Genomic DNA, 15,063 nt, shown 5'->3' with positions numbered 1-15,063 from the left:
ACGAAGTATGAAAAAGGATAATATCATTCAATTAAAAAGTTATGCTTTTTCTATTCGAGTCGTAACTTTGTATAAGTATTTAATTAAAGAGAAAAAGGAATTTGTTTTAAGTAAACAACTTTTACGTTCTGGAACATCAATTGGAGCAAATATTGAAGAAGCAATTGGAGGTCAGAGTAGAAAGGATTTTTATGCCAAATTAACTATTGCTTATAAAGAGGCAAGAGAATCTCATTATTGGATTCGATTATTAAGAGATACCGATTATTTGAATGAATCGGAAGCAAAAGAATTGATTAATGATGTTGAAGAGTTACTAAAAATAATTGGGACAATTCAAAAAACAATTCGTAATTCATAATTTAAAATTCATAATTAAAGTGAACAATATATTAGAAACAATTGTGGCTCATAAAAAGCAAGAAGTAGCACAATTAAAGGCAGAAATACAAGTAAGTACTTTGGTAAAAAGTCCGGGTTTTCAAAGGACCCCGATTTCTTTAAAAAGAGAATTGCTAGATCCTAAGAGTTCTGGAATAATTGCTGAGTATAAAAGGCAATCTCCTTCTAAAGGAATTATAAATGATACTTCTTCCATTCAAGAAGTGACAGAAGGTTATTTGAGTGCAGGTGTTGCTGCTCAATCCATTTTAACAGATAAGGAGTTTTTTGGGGGGACTTTAATAGACCTTGTTCAAGCAAGAGAAATAAATCAAACCAAACCAATTTTACGCAAAGATTTTATTGTAGATGGATTTCAAATTGTGGAAGCCAAAGCTATTGGTGCAGATGTAATCTTATTAATTGCTGCATGTTTGTCTAAAAAGGAGTTGCAACAATTTGGAAATTTAGCAGAAGATTTGGGACTAGATGTTTTATACGAAGTTCACAATCAAGAAGAATTGGATAAAATTGGAGATTTAGATAATAAGATTATCGGAATAAATAACAGAAACTTAAAAACATTTCAGGTAGACTTAGAGCATTCGATTGCATTGGCTTCACAAATTCCTGATTCATCTATTAAAGTATCTGAAAGTGGTATTAGCGATCCAAGAACCATTATCGGTTTAAAAGAATATGGATTTAATGGATTTTTAATTGGCGAGAATTTTATGAAAACTGAAAATCCAGGATTTTCATGTCAGGAATTTATCAAGCAAATAGGATAATGAAAATTAAGATTTGTGGCATGCGCAATAGCGAAAATATTCAGGAGGTTATAAAATTATCACCTGATTATTTAGGGTTTATTTTTTATGATAAATCGAAACGTCACGTCATTGATTTTCCTGAATTAAAAATTCCTAAATCAATAAAAAAAGTTGGAGTGGTAGTGAATGAATCTATTGAGACAATTCTGAAGTATATTCAAAATTATGAATTAGATGCCATTCAATTACACGGAAATGAAACCCCTGAATTCTGCGAGAAATTAAAGGAAATTGTCACTTCTAGCGCAGTAGAGAAGTCTCACCAAGATAAGATACTTCGACAGGCTCAGTATGACAAGAAACTTGAAATAATCAAGGCGTTTTCCGTTGATGAACATTTCGATTTTGAGAAAGCAAAAGCCTATGAACCCTTTTGTGAATTGTTCATTTTTGATACTAAAGGAAAAGGGTATGGAGGAACCGGATTAAAATATGACTGGAATCTTTTAAAAAAGTATAAACGAGAGACTCCGTTTTTATTAAGTGGAGGTATTGGGCCAAACGATGGGACTTCTATAAAAGAATTTAATCATAGGCTATGCATTGGAGTAGATTTAAATAGTGGATTTGAAGATGCTCCTGGATTAAAAAACAAGGAGAAATTACAATCGTTTTTAAACGAGTTGAAAAATTAATTTATATGAAATCACAATTTCAAGTAGATGAAAATGGGTATTATGGGCAGTTTGGAGGCGCATTTATTCCCGAATTACTGTTTCCTAATGTCCAGGAATTAGAAGACAATTATTTGCAAATTATCGAATCGGAAGAATTTCAAAAAGAGTATAAATATTTATTAAAGGACTATGTTGGCAGACCAACACCTTTGTATCTAGCACCTAGATTATCTGAAAAATATGGTGGTACTATTTATTTGAAACGTGAAGATTTAAATCACACAGGTGCGCATAAAGTAAATAACACCATAGGTCAAATTCTTATTGCGAAGAAATTAGGTAAAAAGAGAATTATTGCGGAGACAGGTGCAGGACAGCACGGTGTTGCTACTGCTACAGTTTGTGCCTTAATGAATATTGATTGCGTGGTTTTTATGGGTGAGATTGATATTAAACGTCAAGCGCCAAACGTTGCACGAATGAAAATGTTAGGTGCAACTGTAATTCCTGCAACCAGTGGAAGTAAAACATTAAAAGATGCAACAAATGAGGCTATTCGCGATTGGATTGGAAACCCAGAAGATACTTATTATTTGATAGGTTCAGTAGTTGGCCCACATCCTTATCCTGATATGGTAGGGCGCTTACAAGCTATAATTAGTGAAGAGATGAAATGGCAATTGAAGGAGAAAACAGGTAAAGAAAACCCTGATACTGTAATTGCTTGCGTTGGTGGAGGTTCAAACGCCGCCGGAGCATTTTATCATTATTTAGATGAGAAGGAGGTGGATTTAATTGCAGTTGAGGCGGCAGGATTAGGAGTGCATAGTGGTGAAAGTGCTGCAACTTCACAATTAGGAGATGTAGGTGTTTTGCATGGTAGTAAAACCATATTGATGCAAGATGAATACGGTCAGGTAGTTGAACCTTATTCTATTTCTGCGGGGTTGGATTATCCTGGTATTGGGCCTTTACATGCTTATTTAAATGAAAGTAGTAGAGCAATATTTATGAATGCTACGGATCAAGAAGCATTGGATGCGGTATATGAATTAACAAAACTAGAGGGGATTATACCTGCATTGGAAAGTGCACATGCCTTGGCAGTTTTAGATAAAATGGAAATTAAAAATGACCAGGTCATTATTGTTAATTTATCCGGTAGAGGAGATAAGGATTTAGAAACTTATATAAAGCATTTAAAAGATGAGTAAATTAAAAGAATTGTTTGCGAAGAAGGACAAGAACCTTTGTTCTGTGTTTTTTACATCTGGATTCCCAAATTTAAATGATACAACTTCAATCATTGAAAAACTAGGTTCTAATGGTGTTGATTTTATAGAAGTTGGATTACCGTATTCTGATCCTATGGCAGATGGGCCTACAATTCAACATAGTAGTTCAGTTGCCTTGACAAACGGAATTAATCTTGATATTATTTTTGAGCAATTAAAAGCGATAAAGGATTCTAATAATACACCACTTTTATTAATGGGGTATTTAAATCAAGTTTTAAAATATGGAGATGAAAAATTTTGTAAACAATGTGTTGCATGCGGAATTGATACTGTAATTCTACCAGACTTACCGATGATCGAATACGAAACGAAGTACAAAGCACTATTTGCGAAGTATGGAATTTCAAATGTATTTTTAATTACGCCACAAACTTCTGAAGAACGAATTATGAAGATTGATGCCATGACAGAAGCATTTATATATGTAGTGGCTTCAGCCTCTATAACTGGAGCGAAAGGTGAGATTTCTGAGCAGCAAATTGCCTATTTCGAGCGAATTAAATCGATGAATTTGAAAAGCAAGTTAATTGTTGGGTTTGGCATTTCATCTAAAGAAACTTTTAATACTGTTTGCCAATATGTTAATGGAGCAATTATTGGATCTGCTTTTGTAAAGTTTTTAGGGTCGAAAGGTGTTAATAAAATTGATGAGTTTGTTGAGGATATATTAAGTTAATTTTCTCTAATTTAGAGAATTATTATAAATTTAGATAAATGAATAGAGAATTATTATTGGTTAAGACGGTGTTGTTAATGTTTTGTTTATTCTTAGTGTCTTGCGGAGGAGATGGAGAAACTGAATCTGCCCCAACAAAAGATGATATTATTGATTCTGGCCCGGATGGACCGGTAATTCCAACTTCAGGTCATGAGTCGGCTACTTCATACACTGGAATGTCAGAATTATGGTCAGATGAATTTGATGGAGAAAATTTAGATGAAGATAATTGGAATTTTCAGATTGGAGATAATGGTTGGGGAAATAATGAGTTGCAAAATTATAAGCGAGAAAACGTTAGTTTAAAGGATGGTAATTTAATAATTGAAGCAAAGGTAGAAGGTCAAGGTTATACTTCATCAAGAATTAACACTACTGGCAAATTCACATTTAAATATGGTAGAGTAGATGTTAGAGCGGCTTTGCCTAGAGGGCAAGGAATTTGGCCTGCCATTTGGATGCTAGGAGAGAATATTGAAACTGTTGGCTGGCCTAAATGTGGTGAAATTGACATTATGGAAATGATTGGAGGCAGTGGAAGAGAGAACACCGTGCATGGCACAATTCATTGGGATAATGCAGGTAGTCATGCCAATTATGGAGGGAATACAATTTTGGAATCTGGTGATTTTTCCGATGAGTTTCATGTATTTTCAATAGTTTGGGATAGCGAGGCTATTACGTGGTATCTAGATGATAAGCAATATCATGTTGTTGATATTATTCCAAGTGGTTTGAGCGAATTTCATGAAGATTATCATTTTTTAATTAATATGGCAGTAGGAGGTAACTGGCCTGGGAATCCTGATAATACAACGAATTTTCCTCAATTTTTTATTGTAGATTATATTCGAGTTTTTCAAGAAGATTAGGCAGTTTAAATCCAACAATCTAAACAATCAGCAAACATATGTAATAGTAGCCCAATGGCTACTATTCTTGTTTTAGACGGCATTAAACCTAAGAAATAAACAGCAATGGCCCAATATGAATGTAAGGGGTGATATCCGACACTACAACGATTTGGATCAAAAATGGGATTTGCAAATAAATGATCTAAATCAACCAACATGGTTGCAACTAGAATAAAGGAAACCTTTAACCATTTTTCTTTGTAGAAAAAATATCCAATTAAGAATGGGGCAATAAAATGAAGTCCGTAATGAAGGATGAATTTTAAGGTCATATTGCAAAAATAGCTTTATTGTCATTCTGAACGAAATGAAAAGTAGTGAAGAATCTTATTCTTATAGATGCTTCGGCAGGCTCAGCATGACAATTACTATAGAGTTCTGAATATTTAAGAATTTATTTATTGGATTCAAAACAGTTACTTTTTTTAAAATTCTTCTCGATACGTACGAAAACGCTGATCAACCAATCTTCCATATCTAAAGCAAAGTACTATATTGCTCTACCTTAAAATCGAACGTATTGTCATTTCGAAATGAGTGAAGTGATTGAGAAATCTCATCAATAATAGTGAGACTTCTCGATACATCTGCTGGAGCAGATACTCGAAGTGACGATTTCTAAAACCATTGACTGTATTGCTCCACCCTGAAATCGAACGTGTTGTATTTAGAATTTTCCTGTTTGCGTTGTTTGTATAATGGATTACTTCCAATCGCTCTGTTTGCGGAACCCGATGGTGAGGTAAGTGATACAGTTTTAATGATGCGCTTGTCATTCTTTACGGAGCCAATAATCTCTTTAAAATGAGGTGCTTCGTCAGGTTTAGTATGATATAGTTCAAACTGATGCACTCTCGGAATTTCATTTGAGACTAATTCCAATTTCAATTCATATTCTTTTAAGTGTTTTCTGAAAAAATATTCAGGACCATTTTTGGAATTACCTCCAGTAAATAGCAGCGTATGAACCTTTGGGTATTTATTTAAATACCCAATAAGATCTCTTAGTTGAATGTTCTGCATTCCTAAATCTGAAGCATCAATTTTTACACGAGTACAGGAATCTACAATATCACAAACACCAATTTTGTGTTTGTGTAAAAAGTTTTTTCGTTGTTCAATGGCTTTGTTAGTATTTTCAAATTCTAAGTCTAGATGATGAATCATATTCAAATATAACCACAGCGAATTATAATAGGAGCCATAGCAAAAATCGACATCTTGCTTTATCAATTCACCCGTAGAAAAACGAGGAGGAGGAAGTGTGCCTACAATCAATTTCTCAGTATCCTCAAAAATAAAAGGTTTGTATGGATGTTCGTGAAAAAACACTAATTCACTTGTTCGCCATTTACAAATGTTGAAACTACTTTTGAATTTGGGATTTTAGATAGTTCTACTTCCATAATATCTTGGTTTAACATTATAAAATCAGCAAATTTTCCAATTTCAATACTTCCTTTTTCATCTTCTTCAAAATTAGAATAAGCCGCCCAAACAGTCATTCCTTTTAAAGTTTCTTCTCTACTTAATGCATTTTCCATTTGATAACCTCCTTCAGGATATCCCTCAATATCTTGTCTTGCCGTTGCTGCGTAAAAAGTTAAAAATGGACTCACATATTCAACAGGAAAATCGGTTCCTAATGCAACTTTTCCGTGTTGTTTTAATAGGTCTTTAAAGGCATAAGCTCCTTTAATTCTTTCAGATCCCACTCGGTCCTCTGCCCAATACATATCACTTGTGGCATGCGTTGGTTGAATTGAAGGAATCACGTTTTCAAATCCAATAAAATCTTCAGGAGAAATAATCTGAGCATGTTCAATTCTCCAACGTCTATTTTTTTCTCCTTTTAGCGCTGTCTTATATGTTTTAAGAATGTGTGTGTTTGCAGAATCACCAATCGCATGTGTATTCATTTGATATTCCGAGGCTGCAATTTGCTTTGCAATCTCATCATATCTCTCAGGTTTAAATATCAATGCTCCAAAATGATGATCTCTATCAGTATAGGATTGTCTCATAGCCGCACCTCTAGACCCCAAAGCACCATCTCCATAAACTTTAAAAGAACTTACATTTAATCGGTCTGTTTTAATTTTTCCTTTTGAAATGTAGTAGTCTAGATTTTTTTGAGTTGCCGAAACCATTGCATATACTCTCATTTTTAAATCACCAGAATGCTGTAAACTGTCAATTAATTCAATGGTACTTTGACTTAATCCTGCATCATCGACAGTAGTTAAACCTAAATCGAAACATATTTTTTGAGCATCTAATAACCCTTGAATTTCTTCTTTTCTAGAAGGTAGCGGTGTATTTATGAAATTCATAGCAGCATCGATCAATACACCCGTCATCTTACCATTTTTGGTAATAACTTCACCTCCGGTTACTTTAGTTTCTGCTGTTAATTTTGATAAATCTATTGCAGCCTGATTCACTAATAAGGCGTGACCGTCAACTCTTCTTAAGGCAACAGGTGTATTTGGAAATTGTGTATCTAATTTATCTTTTGTAGGAAATTCTTTTACATCCCAATCGTTTTGATCCCATCCCCGTCCGGTTATATAAGGCACATTCTTTTCTTTTTGAAAGGCCACCAATCGTTCTATAATTTCATCAAAGCTTTTGGTGCCAACTAAATTAGCAACTTGCTGGTTCATTCCTAAACCATAAAAATGGCAATGTGCATCTATAAAACCTGGATAAATTGGTTTTCTTTCTGCATTAATAGTTTTTTCTGATGCAAAATTCTTAGCTATGTCTGCATCTGAGCCAATACCAATAAATTTTCCATCTTTAATAGCAAATGCTTCGAAGGTCTGAAATTGATCATCGACCGAATATACTTTTGCGTTATGAACGATTAAATCTGCTTGTTCAACTTTTGAACATGAGGTTATTGCAATTGCGGATAAAAGGATTAGAAATTGTTTCATCATTATTTTTTTACAGGTTCTACATCAAAATATTTGTCCATCATATAAACTAAAGAAGTCATTGCGGCGGCGCCCAAATGAAGTTCACGCGCATTGACTTTATCAAATGTATCATTAGCTGAATGATGATATTCGAAATATCGTTGACTGTCTGGTCTATAACCAGAAAGTGAAATTGTCTTGTTTTTTAATGGGCCGATATCTGCTCCGGCATACCCAATATCCCATTGATGTAGTCCGTATGGCTCAAATAATGGTTTCCAACTCATAAACTCATCGACATTCTCTTTATTCCCGTCATAAGAAAACCCTCTAGGTGTATGCCCTCCAGCGTCAGATTCTATTGCAGCAACATGAATCTCATTTTTTAATTTTGCTTCGTCCGCATATTTAATTCCACCTCTTAAACCAAATTCTTCATTCATAAATAGTACTGCCCTTAGCGTATGTCTTGGCTTAATTCCTGTTTCCTTAAACAAGCGTAAAACTTCCATAGATTGTACAACACCAGTTCCATCATCATGTGCTCCTTGACCTAAATCCCATGAATCTAAATGACCACCAATTGTAATGTATTTATTAGGGAATTCACTTCCTGTAATTTCACCAATAACATTGAAAGAAGGTGCGTCTGGTAAAGTCTTGCAACTTTGTTTTAAGTAGAATTTTAAATTAGGATTTTCCTTCAAATGCTTGCTTAATTTTTCTGCAGCCAACGTACTAATTGCGGCAGAAGGAATATATTGATCAGAAGGAATATCACCATAACCCATACCACCCGTATGGGGGTAATCATTAATACTAGAACTCATAGAACGCACAATGGTAGCAACTGCACCGAATGGCCCAGCCGTTTTTGCTCCTTCTCCACGTTGTTTTACACAACCACTATAAGCGGCAAAAGTATTTACTAGAGTAGCATCAAATGGACGATTAAAGAATACGATTTTTCCTTTTAACTTATCTCCTAATTTTTCGGCTTCTTCAATGCTGAAAACTTCAATAACTTCAGCAGTTACCCCATTAGAAGGAGTGGCAATCGATCCACCCAATGCACAAACCGGGACATCTATTTTTTGACCGTTAATAGTGTAGTTTGCTACTTCTTTTTCACCTCGAACCCAATGAGGTACCATAACTGGCTGTAGCCAAACTTTATCAAACCCTTGATCTTTCATTAATTGTTCTCCCCACTCAACGGCCTCCTGTGCTTGTGCAGAACCAGACATTCTATGACCTATATCGGTTGTTAATTCTCGCAACCATTCGTATGCTTGTCCGTCCGTTAAGGCAGCATCAAAAACTTTTTTAATTGTTGTAGAATCTTTTGTAAATGATGTTTTTGAAATTGTGTTTGTAGTACTTTCTTTTTGAGTACAAGAAAAAAGAGCTAGTGCGGAAAATAGCCACAAGAAATGTTGTTTCATGGTGTAGTAAAATTTGAAAAATGTAAATGTAAGGAAAAAGAAAGAGTATTAGATTAATTGATTTAATCCTTTAATGGACGTTTTTTTATCATACCTCCTTTAGTGTCTTTTATGCTATTCATAATAATAAAAGCATCCGTATCAATTGCATCTATTTCTTTTTTAAGGTTGGCAATTTCAAGTCTTGTAATTACCGTATATAAAATATCAATAGATCTCGCTTCATCCCCATCTTTGGTATACCCTCCTTTACCGGAATAAATAGTGACTCCTCTTCCAAGTTTATCAATAATCATTTTTCTGATCCTTTCACTTCGTTCCGAAATAATTGTAATCCCTGTATATTCTTCAATCCCTTCAATAACAAAGTCTATAGTTTTTGAAGCGGCTATATAGGTTAAAATTGCATAGAGCGCAATTTCTATCGACAGGATGTAAGCGCCAAATGAGAAAATAATTATATTAAAGATGAGAATGATGTCACCAATTGTTAGACCTGTTTTTTTGCTAATAAAAATGGCCAAAACTTCGGTTCCGTCAATTACAGCACCGCCCCTAATAGACATTCCGATTCCGACTCCTAAAAAGAATCCTCCAAAAACTGCAATTAGCAATTTATCAGAAGTAATAAGCGGAAATGGGATAAAGTGAACTATTAAGGCGAGTCCAATTATAGCCAGTATACTTTTTAAAGCAAATTGTTTACCAATTTGAGTATAGCCCATTAAAAGAAAAGGGAAATTTACGGCAATAATTAAAAGTGCAAGTGACCAATTTGTTGTCTCGGATATTAGAAGTGAAATACCCATGGCACCGCCATCTATAAAATGATTTGGTAATAGAAAACCTTTTAGTCCGAACCCAGCCGAAAAAATTCCAATAATTATAAAAACGGAATCTCTTACTAAATGGATGAAATTTGCTTTGACCGCCAGAAACTCATCAGAAAGTGAATGCGTTTCACCCTTTGCGCCATAATTTTTAAGTCGCTCTTTGGCTCTTACAACAATAAATCTTCTGAAAAACCGAATCATTTAGAATTAAGGCATTTGCTTTAATTCAAAAGTACTGAAAAAGAATAGTAGTAAAAATTAAAAATCAAACTTATAAATAACACCTGCTAAGACTTGGAACCCTTGTACTTCGAAATTAGAATATCGCTCATAATTATCGCTTAAAACGTTGTTCAATTTGGCAAATGCAGTTAGTCTATCAGAAAACTCATACCCTGCGTTAAAATTTAAATCTACATAAGCGTCCAGTGTTTTAACCGTATCAATTCCAATAAACGGCATTATGAAATCTTTACGTTCTCCAACAAAATATAAATCCGTACCTATATACCAGTTTTTTGCGTTGTATTTCGCAAAAAGGGTAGAAGTGAAGTCTGGTAAATTCCAGACTTCTTCAAAATTTGTTGGACTGTAATTGTTATAAGAAATGTTTCCACCAAAATTAAACTCTTTTGAAAGGTCCACTGATAATTCTGCTGTAATGTTTATGGTTGAAATATCATCATAAACAACATCGAATGAATTCCCAGCTTCGTAGTTTTCATTAACCGGAATGGTTGCATCAGTTAAGGCTTGGTTACTCATAAATTGTGCCTTGTTATTTTCGTTTTTATAAGATCCCGTTATGTTGTAGCTCACGGTTGAAGATAATTTTCCTTTTGCTCCAATAAAAGCATTGTATTGCTGATCTGTTTGTAATAAATTAAGTGTTGGAGAAACAAATGGATTTTCTTCTGTTAACTTTTGATAAGAGTTTTGTTCTAAATCTCCAGTTACACCTGCAAATGCAATTACAGTTTCATCCATTAACTTGTAAGAGAAGGTAACATCCGGGTAAAAATAAAATTTATTGTTGCTGTTTTCTAGATCGAAACTATAATACACTTTTGCGCCAATGTCTAAACTGTAATCTTCTCTTAGAACTTGAAACGTCGGCATTACACCTAAATTCAAAAAACTATTTTTTACTGCACCTATAAGTCCATAGGCATTATCGAATTGAGAACTTAAGAATTCCAAAGAAGCATCGGTAGTGAATAGATCCGTTGAAAGCGGAAATTCGAAAGTAGGAGCAACATATGCATGCAACTCACCACTTCCATATTTATCTGAGAAATGGTTTAAATTAAACGTTCCATGGCTAAAAATAGCATCGTCAAAATCTATGTTTCCTTCCGCAAAAATATTCAAATAGGTTTGTTTCGGATCCAACGCATCTAAAAACGTTTGATTATAGATTATGTCATTTGGCAGTCCATACCAATTTTGAACATTGTGTTGTGCGCCTGCTATAAATTCCCAATTATAATAACGCTCGAATTGCTTGTAATATAAATTTATTTCAGAATCTGAATATCCATCATCAACCAAAATGCCATCTATGCCTCCAGAGGAAGATTGATGTTTAATAAATGCTCCAAAATCATTGTATTGATGTGAATTAGAATGTATAAATACCTCCAAATAAGGAGTACCATAATTTCCAAAACCAGCGGCAACAAAATTTTCATAGACCTTTTCTAATGGTTCCCTTACAACGCTTTGTGCTGTTCCTTTTGTAGGTGTAAACGTTGAGGCTACAGGAACTGAGAAAAAAGAATAATTAATAGTTTCCTTTTCATTTTGAGTTGGATCCAATTTTGGATTTGTCTTAATCTTATAGGCGGCAGATATTGTGGGTGTGTATGGTTTTACAACAATAATTTCATCTGTTTTTAAGGTATCCTTTGCTTTTTCTTGAGCAAAAAACGAAAGTGAAATAATTGATAATATGCTAAATGATATGCTTTTTTTCATTGGTATGAATTGGGATTTAAAAATCACAAATAGTTTAGTTTCCTGGTTTTACTGAATCGTTGGTTTTGGCCTCGTTCGTTTTAATTATTTCTAGCGCTTTGTTCGCTTCCTCGACAACATCATCAAACTGAGCAAAATTTTTCTGAACACTTTCTAAAATATAGGTTGCCTGAAATGCATCTTTCAATTCATAATGATTCTTCGCCATAATGATCAGTCCTTTGGCTCCCCAATATTTATAAGTTGAGTAGTTGGCAGCAATATCTTGTACAATTTCATTTGATACACGATAACTTCCATCCATATGCTCAAAATAAGCTTTGTAATACAATGCTTCTGCTTTTAATTCGCCTGTTGCAATTTGATCTAATTCCGAATAAGCCTGTCTTGCTTTACTAGAATCATCTGTTTTTATGGCAGAACGTGCAATAATAATCTGAGCATCAGATTTTATATTATCATCTATTTTAACCTGACTTAAAACGTTATCTGCATAGGAAACTGCTTGCTCATAGTTTTCCTGAACATAGTAGCCTTTCATTAAATTAGTCTGTGCAAAAATGCTGTTTTGAGGATTGTTAGAAACTTCCTCTAGTCGCTTTAAAGTTGGAATGGCAGCATCCCAATTATCACTTTTTAAATACGCAAGCGCTAGTCTAGATAATGCTTGCTCGGTAAACTCATTTTGTCCTTGTTCGGTAACAAATTTGTAATACGGAATGGTCTCATTTAAGTTATCCTCAGCAAAAAGAGACTCTGCTAAATAATAATTTGCTTGTAAAGAATGCAAACCTGTTGGGAATTGTCTAACATACTTTTGGAATCCTGTAATCGCTCTTTTGTGATTGCTTTGTAAATATTGTCTTTCTGCAGATTCGTAAGTATCGTTATCTAAATCAGCATCCGAGACATTTATAAAATCGATTGTTTTCACCCAAGCGGCATATTCATCTACTCGTCCTAAATCGACATATATTTGTCTAGCACTTGTAACGGCCTGTTTCGCTTCTGGAGTATTTGGATATTTCTTAACAACTCTTTTGTAGGTGTTTAAGGCGTTGTCATTTTGTTCATTGTTATAATAAACAACACTTTTCTTCAGCATGGCTTTTGAAACGAAAGGGCTATGTTCAAAATTTGTGATTAACTTGTCATAAGTTTCTAACGCCAATCGATTTTCATTTGCATCAACATATTCATTAGCCAATACATAATGCGCATCATCTTGCAAGGTTGATTTTGGATACCTTCTAATAAAAGTGTTTAACTCTTCAATTTTTCGATCATCTTGCCTAATATATCCATAACTAACGGCTTTTTGAAATTGCGCATAATCGGCATCAGCGGCACTGTTTTTAATAATCTTGTCATAACTGTCAATAGCATTTTCGTAATCACTTGATACAAAATAAGTGTCGGCCATTCTAGAATAACTATCATTCAGTTTTAATTGATCGTTAGGGTTTTGTTTTATGTATTTTTTATAAGCTTCAGCAGCGTCTACATAGTTTTTTTGATTAAAATAGACGTATGCAATTTGATATTGAAAATCATCAAATTCTTCTGTGTCTTTTGCCGCGCTATTTTTAATAAATAAATCGAAATCAGTTTCAGCAGCATCGAACCTATTCAATCTAAAGTTTGCTTCTCCTTTCCAATAGTTTGCTTTTGCGGTTAGTTTGTTATCGATAGAAGTAGCGAGTGATTTTTCAAAATTTTCAATTGCCTTTGACAATTCATCATTATTAAAAAAAGTGATACCGTTATAAAATGCCGCTAATTGATAAAATGATTTGCTATTTGAGTCTTTTTTACCTTCAAGATAATTCAATGCACCGTTGTAATCTTGAGAAGTGATATACGAACTTACCAGTAACTTTTCAATAGCCTCGTCATGACCAGTTTTAGGATATTTACTCAGATAATCTTGCAATACATCCGGAACGCTATTGAATGGATTCCCAATTTCGTAACTAAGTTTAGCATAATTTAAATGTGCATCATGTTCAAGTTCTTCATCAAAGTCCATGTCTTTCGCATTTCTAAAAGCATTCAATGCTTCTGATTTTTTACCTAAATGTAAATAGCATTGCGCTAAATGATAATATGCGTTTTGAGCCACGGAGTTTTTACCATCAATAATTTTATTAAAGTGTGCAATAGCATTTTCAAAATCATCTTGCTTGTAATAGGCGTAGCCTAACATGTAATAGTCTGTATTATTCCATTTTCCTCGGGTTCCTTTGTAATTTTTTAAGTGTGGAATCGCTTCGGCGTATTTATTTAAATTAAAATAACTTTCACCAATAATTTTAGATAATTGCGAATGCTCTTCCCTTTTTGATCTCGCCAATAAGGGTTCTCCTTTTTCAATGGCAGTTTCAAATTTCCCAGCTTTAAAATTCATGTCTGCCAAATAGTAAGAAACTTTGTTTTTATAAGATGCATCCGTTACGACCTGCCCCAAATAATTATCAGCTGTTTCATAGTCATCATCAGCATAGGCCATATAACCGTAATAGTATTTAGCTTGTGATCCATATTTCTTAGAATCTAAAATTTCTCCAAAATATTCCTTAGATTTTGCATAGTTCTTTGTTGCAAATAAGCAATATCCAAACTTAAAGTTGTAATCTTCTTTTTGATAATTGGTTAGATTGTAAGTTTCTACTTTTCCATACCATTTTAAAGCGTATGGATATTTTCCAGCTTTGTAATAATATTCTGCTGTTTCTAAAAACGCATTGTTTTGTTTTGTGCTCGTAGGATAATTGGTAACGAAATCTAACATTAAATCATCCCCGTTTTGCTGTCCAAGCCTTATGGCGCAATTTGCAATATAGAAGTCGCAATTCGCTCTTAATTCTGTTGTAGGATCAAAATTAGATTTAATTTGATTAAACAATTGTTGTGATCCCGAATAAGAGCGTTCGTTATACAAATTAACAGCACGCTTGTAATCTTTAAGTTCAGTGGTGTAAGTTGCTGTTTTTTGAGAAAACGAAAGGAATACAGTGAATGTTAAACAGAAAGTAAGGGTTAGTTTTTTGAAATTCATTTCAACGATTTTAAGCAAATTTTATACTAATAATGCATAGTACAATAACGCTTTTTATCTGTGAA

Annotated in this window: 13 protein-coding genes; 6 read left to right on the top strand and 7 right to left on the bottom strand. The window is 33.8% G+C overall.

Annotation, left to right across the window (positions count from 1 at the left end):
* Positions 1–7: 7 nt before the first annotated feature.
* The 6 genes from RM519_RS05880 to RM519_RS05855 are packed head-to-tail and all read left to right on the top strand — an operon-like array spanning position 8 to position 4,719.
* Positions 8–361: a four helix bundle protein gene (locus RM519_RS05880; protein WP_311592703.1), complete on the top strand. Its 354-nt coding sequence runs from the start codon at positions 8–10 to the stop codon at positions 359–361.
* A gap of 19 nt (positions 362–380) precedes the next feature.
* A complete protein-coding gene (gene trpC / locus RM519_RS05875; RefSeq protein ID WP_311592702.1) occupies positions 381–1,172 on the top strand; it encodes an indole-3-glycerol phosphate synthase TrpC in 792 nt (263 codons plus the stop codon).
* Positions 1,172–1,849, top strand: a complete 678-nt coding sequence (locus tag RM519_RS05870) for a phosphoribosylanthranilate isomerase (RefSeq protein ID WP_311592701.1) — start codon at positions 1,172–1,174, stop codon at positions 1,847–1,849. The genes trpC and RM519_RS05870 overlap by 1 nt, the downstream gene beginning before the upstream one ends.
* A gap of 5 nt (positions 1,850–1,854) precedes the next feature.
* A complete protein-coding gene (gene trpB, locus RM519_RS05865) occupies positions 1,855–3,045 on the top strand; it encodes a tryptophan synthase subunit beta (protein WP_311592700.1) in 1,191 nt (396 codons plus the stop codon).
* Positions 3,038–3,805, top strand: coding sequence for a tryptophan synthase subunit alpha (gene trpA / locus RM519_RS05860; protein ID WP_311592699.1), 768 nt, complete (start codon positions 3,038–3,040; stop codon positions 3,803–3,805). The genes trpB and trpA overlap by 8 nt, the downstream gene beginning before the upstream one ends.
* A gap of 38 nt (positions 3,806–3,843) precedes the next feature.
* Positions 3,844–4,719, top strand: a complete 876-nt coding sequence (locus RM519_RS05855; RefSeq protein WP_311592698.1) for a glycoside hydrolase family 16 protein — start codon at positions 3,844–3,846, stop codon at positions 4,717–4,719.
* Between the two features lie 5 nt (positions 4,720–4,724).
* Here the strand turns inward: RM519_RS05855 and RM519_RS05850 are convergent, their stop codons facing one another.
* From RM519_RS05850 to RM519_RS05820, 7 genes are all read right to left on the bottom strand, one after another.
* Positions 4,725–5,033, bottom strand: a complete 309-nt coding sequence (locus tag RM519_RS05850) for a DUF6122 family protein (RefSeq protein WP_311592697.1) — start codon at positions 5,031–5,033, stop codon at positions 4,725–4,727.
* A gap of 346 nt (positions 5,034–5,379) precedes the next feature.
* Positions 5,380–6,093: a uracil-DNA glycosylase family protein gene (locus tag RM519_RS05845; protein WP_311592696.1), complete on the bottom strand. Its 714-nt coding sequence runs from the start codon at positions 6,091–6,093 to the stop codon at positions 5,380–5,382.
* The gene (locus tag RM519_RS05840) at positions 6,093–7,703 is read right to left on the bottom strand and encodes an amidohydrolase (protein WP_311592695.1); all 1,611 of its coding nucleotides are present in this window, start codon (positions 7,701–7,703) and stop codon (positions 6,093–6,095) included. Before RM519_RS05840 ends, RM519_RS05845 begins: the two co-directional genes overlap by 1 nt.
* 2 nt (positions 7,704–7,705) lie before the next feature.
* Entirely contained in the window at positions 7,706–9,130 is a 1,425-nt protein-coding gene (locus tag RM519_RS05835; RefSeq protein WP_311592694.1) for a M20/M25/M40 family metallo-hydrolase, read from the bottom strand.
* 62 nt (positions 9,131–9,192) lie between these two features.
* Positions 9,193–10,164 carry a YitT family protein gene (locus tag RM519_RS05830; protein ID WP_311592693.1) on the bottom strand — a complete coding sequence of 324 codons (972 nt, stop codon included), beginning with the start codon at positions 10,162–10,164 and terminating at the stop codon, positions 9,193–9,195.
* 57 nt (positions 10,165–10,221) lie between these two features.
* The gene (locus RM519_RS05825) at positions 10,222–11,940 is read right to left on the bottom strand and encodes a TonB-dependent receptor (protein ID WP_311592692.1); all 1,719 of its coding nucleotides are present in this window, start codon (positions 11,938–11,940) and stop codon (positions 10,222–10,224) included.
* A gap of 34 nt (positions 11,941–11,974) precedes the next feature.
* Positions 11,975–14,998: a tetratricopeptide repeat protein gene (locus tag RM519_RS05820; RefSeq protein WP_311592691.1), complete on the bottom strand. Its 3,024-nt coding sequence runs from the start codon at positions 14,996–14,998 to the stop codon at positions 11,975–11,977.
* Positions 14,999–15,063 lie beyond the last annotated feature (65 nt).

Origin of the sequence: Urechidicola vernalis (assembly GCF_031846385.1) — a bacterium.
Classification (GTDB): domain Bacteria; phylum Bacteroidota; class Bacteroidia; order Flavobacteriales; family Flavobacteriaceae; genus Urechidicola; species Urechidicola vernalis.
Note: the sequence above shows the minus strand (reverse complement) of the source record. Positions and strands in the feature narration are given on the sequence as shown.

What these genes read in the sequence shown, in the direction of transcription:
- RM519_RS05880 (WP_311592703.1), top strand. Translation starts at nt 8, where the DNA reads ATGAAAAAGGATAATATCATTCAATTAAAAAGTTATGCTTTTTCTATT.
- RM519_RS05870 (WP_311592701.1), top strand. Translation starts at nt 1,172, where the DNA reads ATGAAAATTAAGATTTGTGGCATGCGCAATAGCGAAAATATTCAGGAG.
- trpB (WP_311592700.1), top strand. Translation starts at nt 1,855, where the DNA reads ATGAAATCACAATTTCAAGTAGATGAAAATGGGTATTATGGGCAGTTT.
- trpA (WP_311592699.1), top strand. Translation starts at nt 3,038, where the DNA reads ATGAGTAAATTAAAAGAATTGTTTGCGAAGAAGGACAAGAACCTTTGT.
- RM519_RS05855 (WP_311592698.1), top strand. Translation starts at nt 3,844, where the DNA reads ATGAATAGAGAATTATTATTGGTTAAGACGGTGTTGTTAATGTTTTGT.
- RM519_RS05850 (WP_311592697.1), bottom strand. Translation starts at nt 5,033, where the DNA reads ATGACCTTAAAATTCATCCTTCATTACGGACTTCATTTTATTGCCCCA.
- RM519_RS05840 (WP_311592695.1), bottom strand. Translation starts at nt 7,703, where the DNA reads ATGAAACAATTTCTAATCCTTTTATCCGCAATTGCAATAACCTCATGT.
- RM519_RS05835 (WP_311592694.1), bottom strand. Translation starts at nt 9,130, where the DNA reads ATGAAACAACATTTCTTGTGGCTATTTTCCGCACTAGCTCTTTTTTCT.
- RM519_RS05830 (WP_311592693.1), bottom strand. Translation starts at nt 10,164, where the DNA reads ATGATTCGGTTTTTCAGAAGATTTATTGTTGTAAGAGCCAAAGAGCGA.
- RM519_RS05825 (WP_311592692.1), bottom strand. Translation starts at nt 11,940, where the DNA reads ATGAAAAAAAGCATATCATTTAGCATATTATCAATTATTTCACTTTCG.
- RM519_RS05820 (WP_311592691.1), bottom strand. Translation starts at nt 14,998, where the DNA reads ATGAATTTCAAAAAACTAACCCTTACTTTCTGTTTAACATTCACTGTA.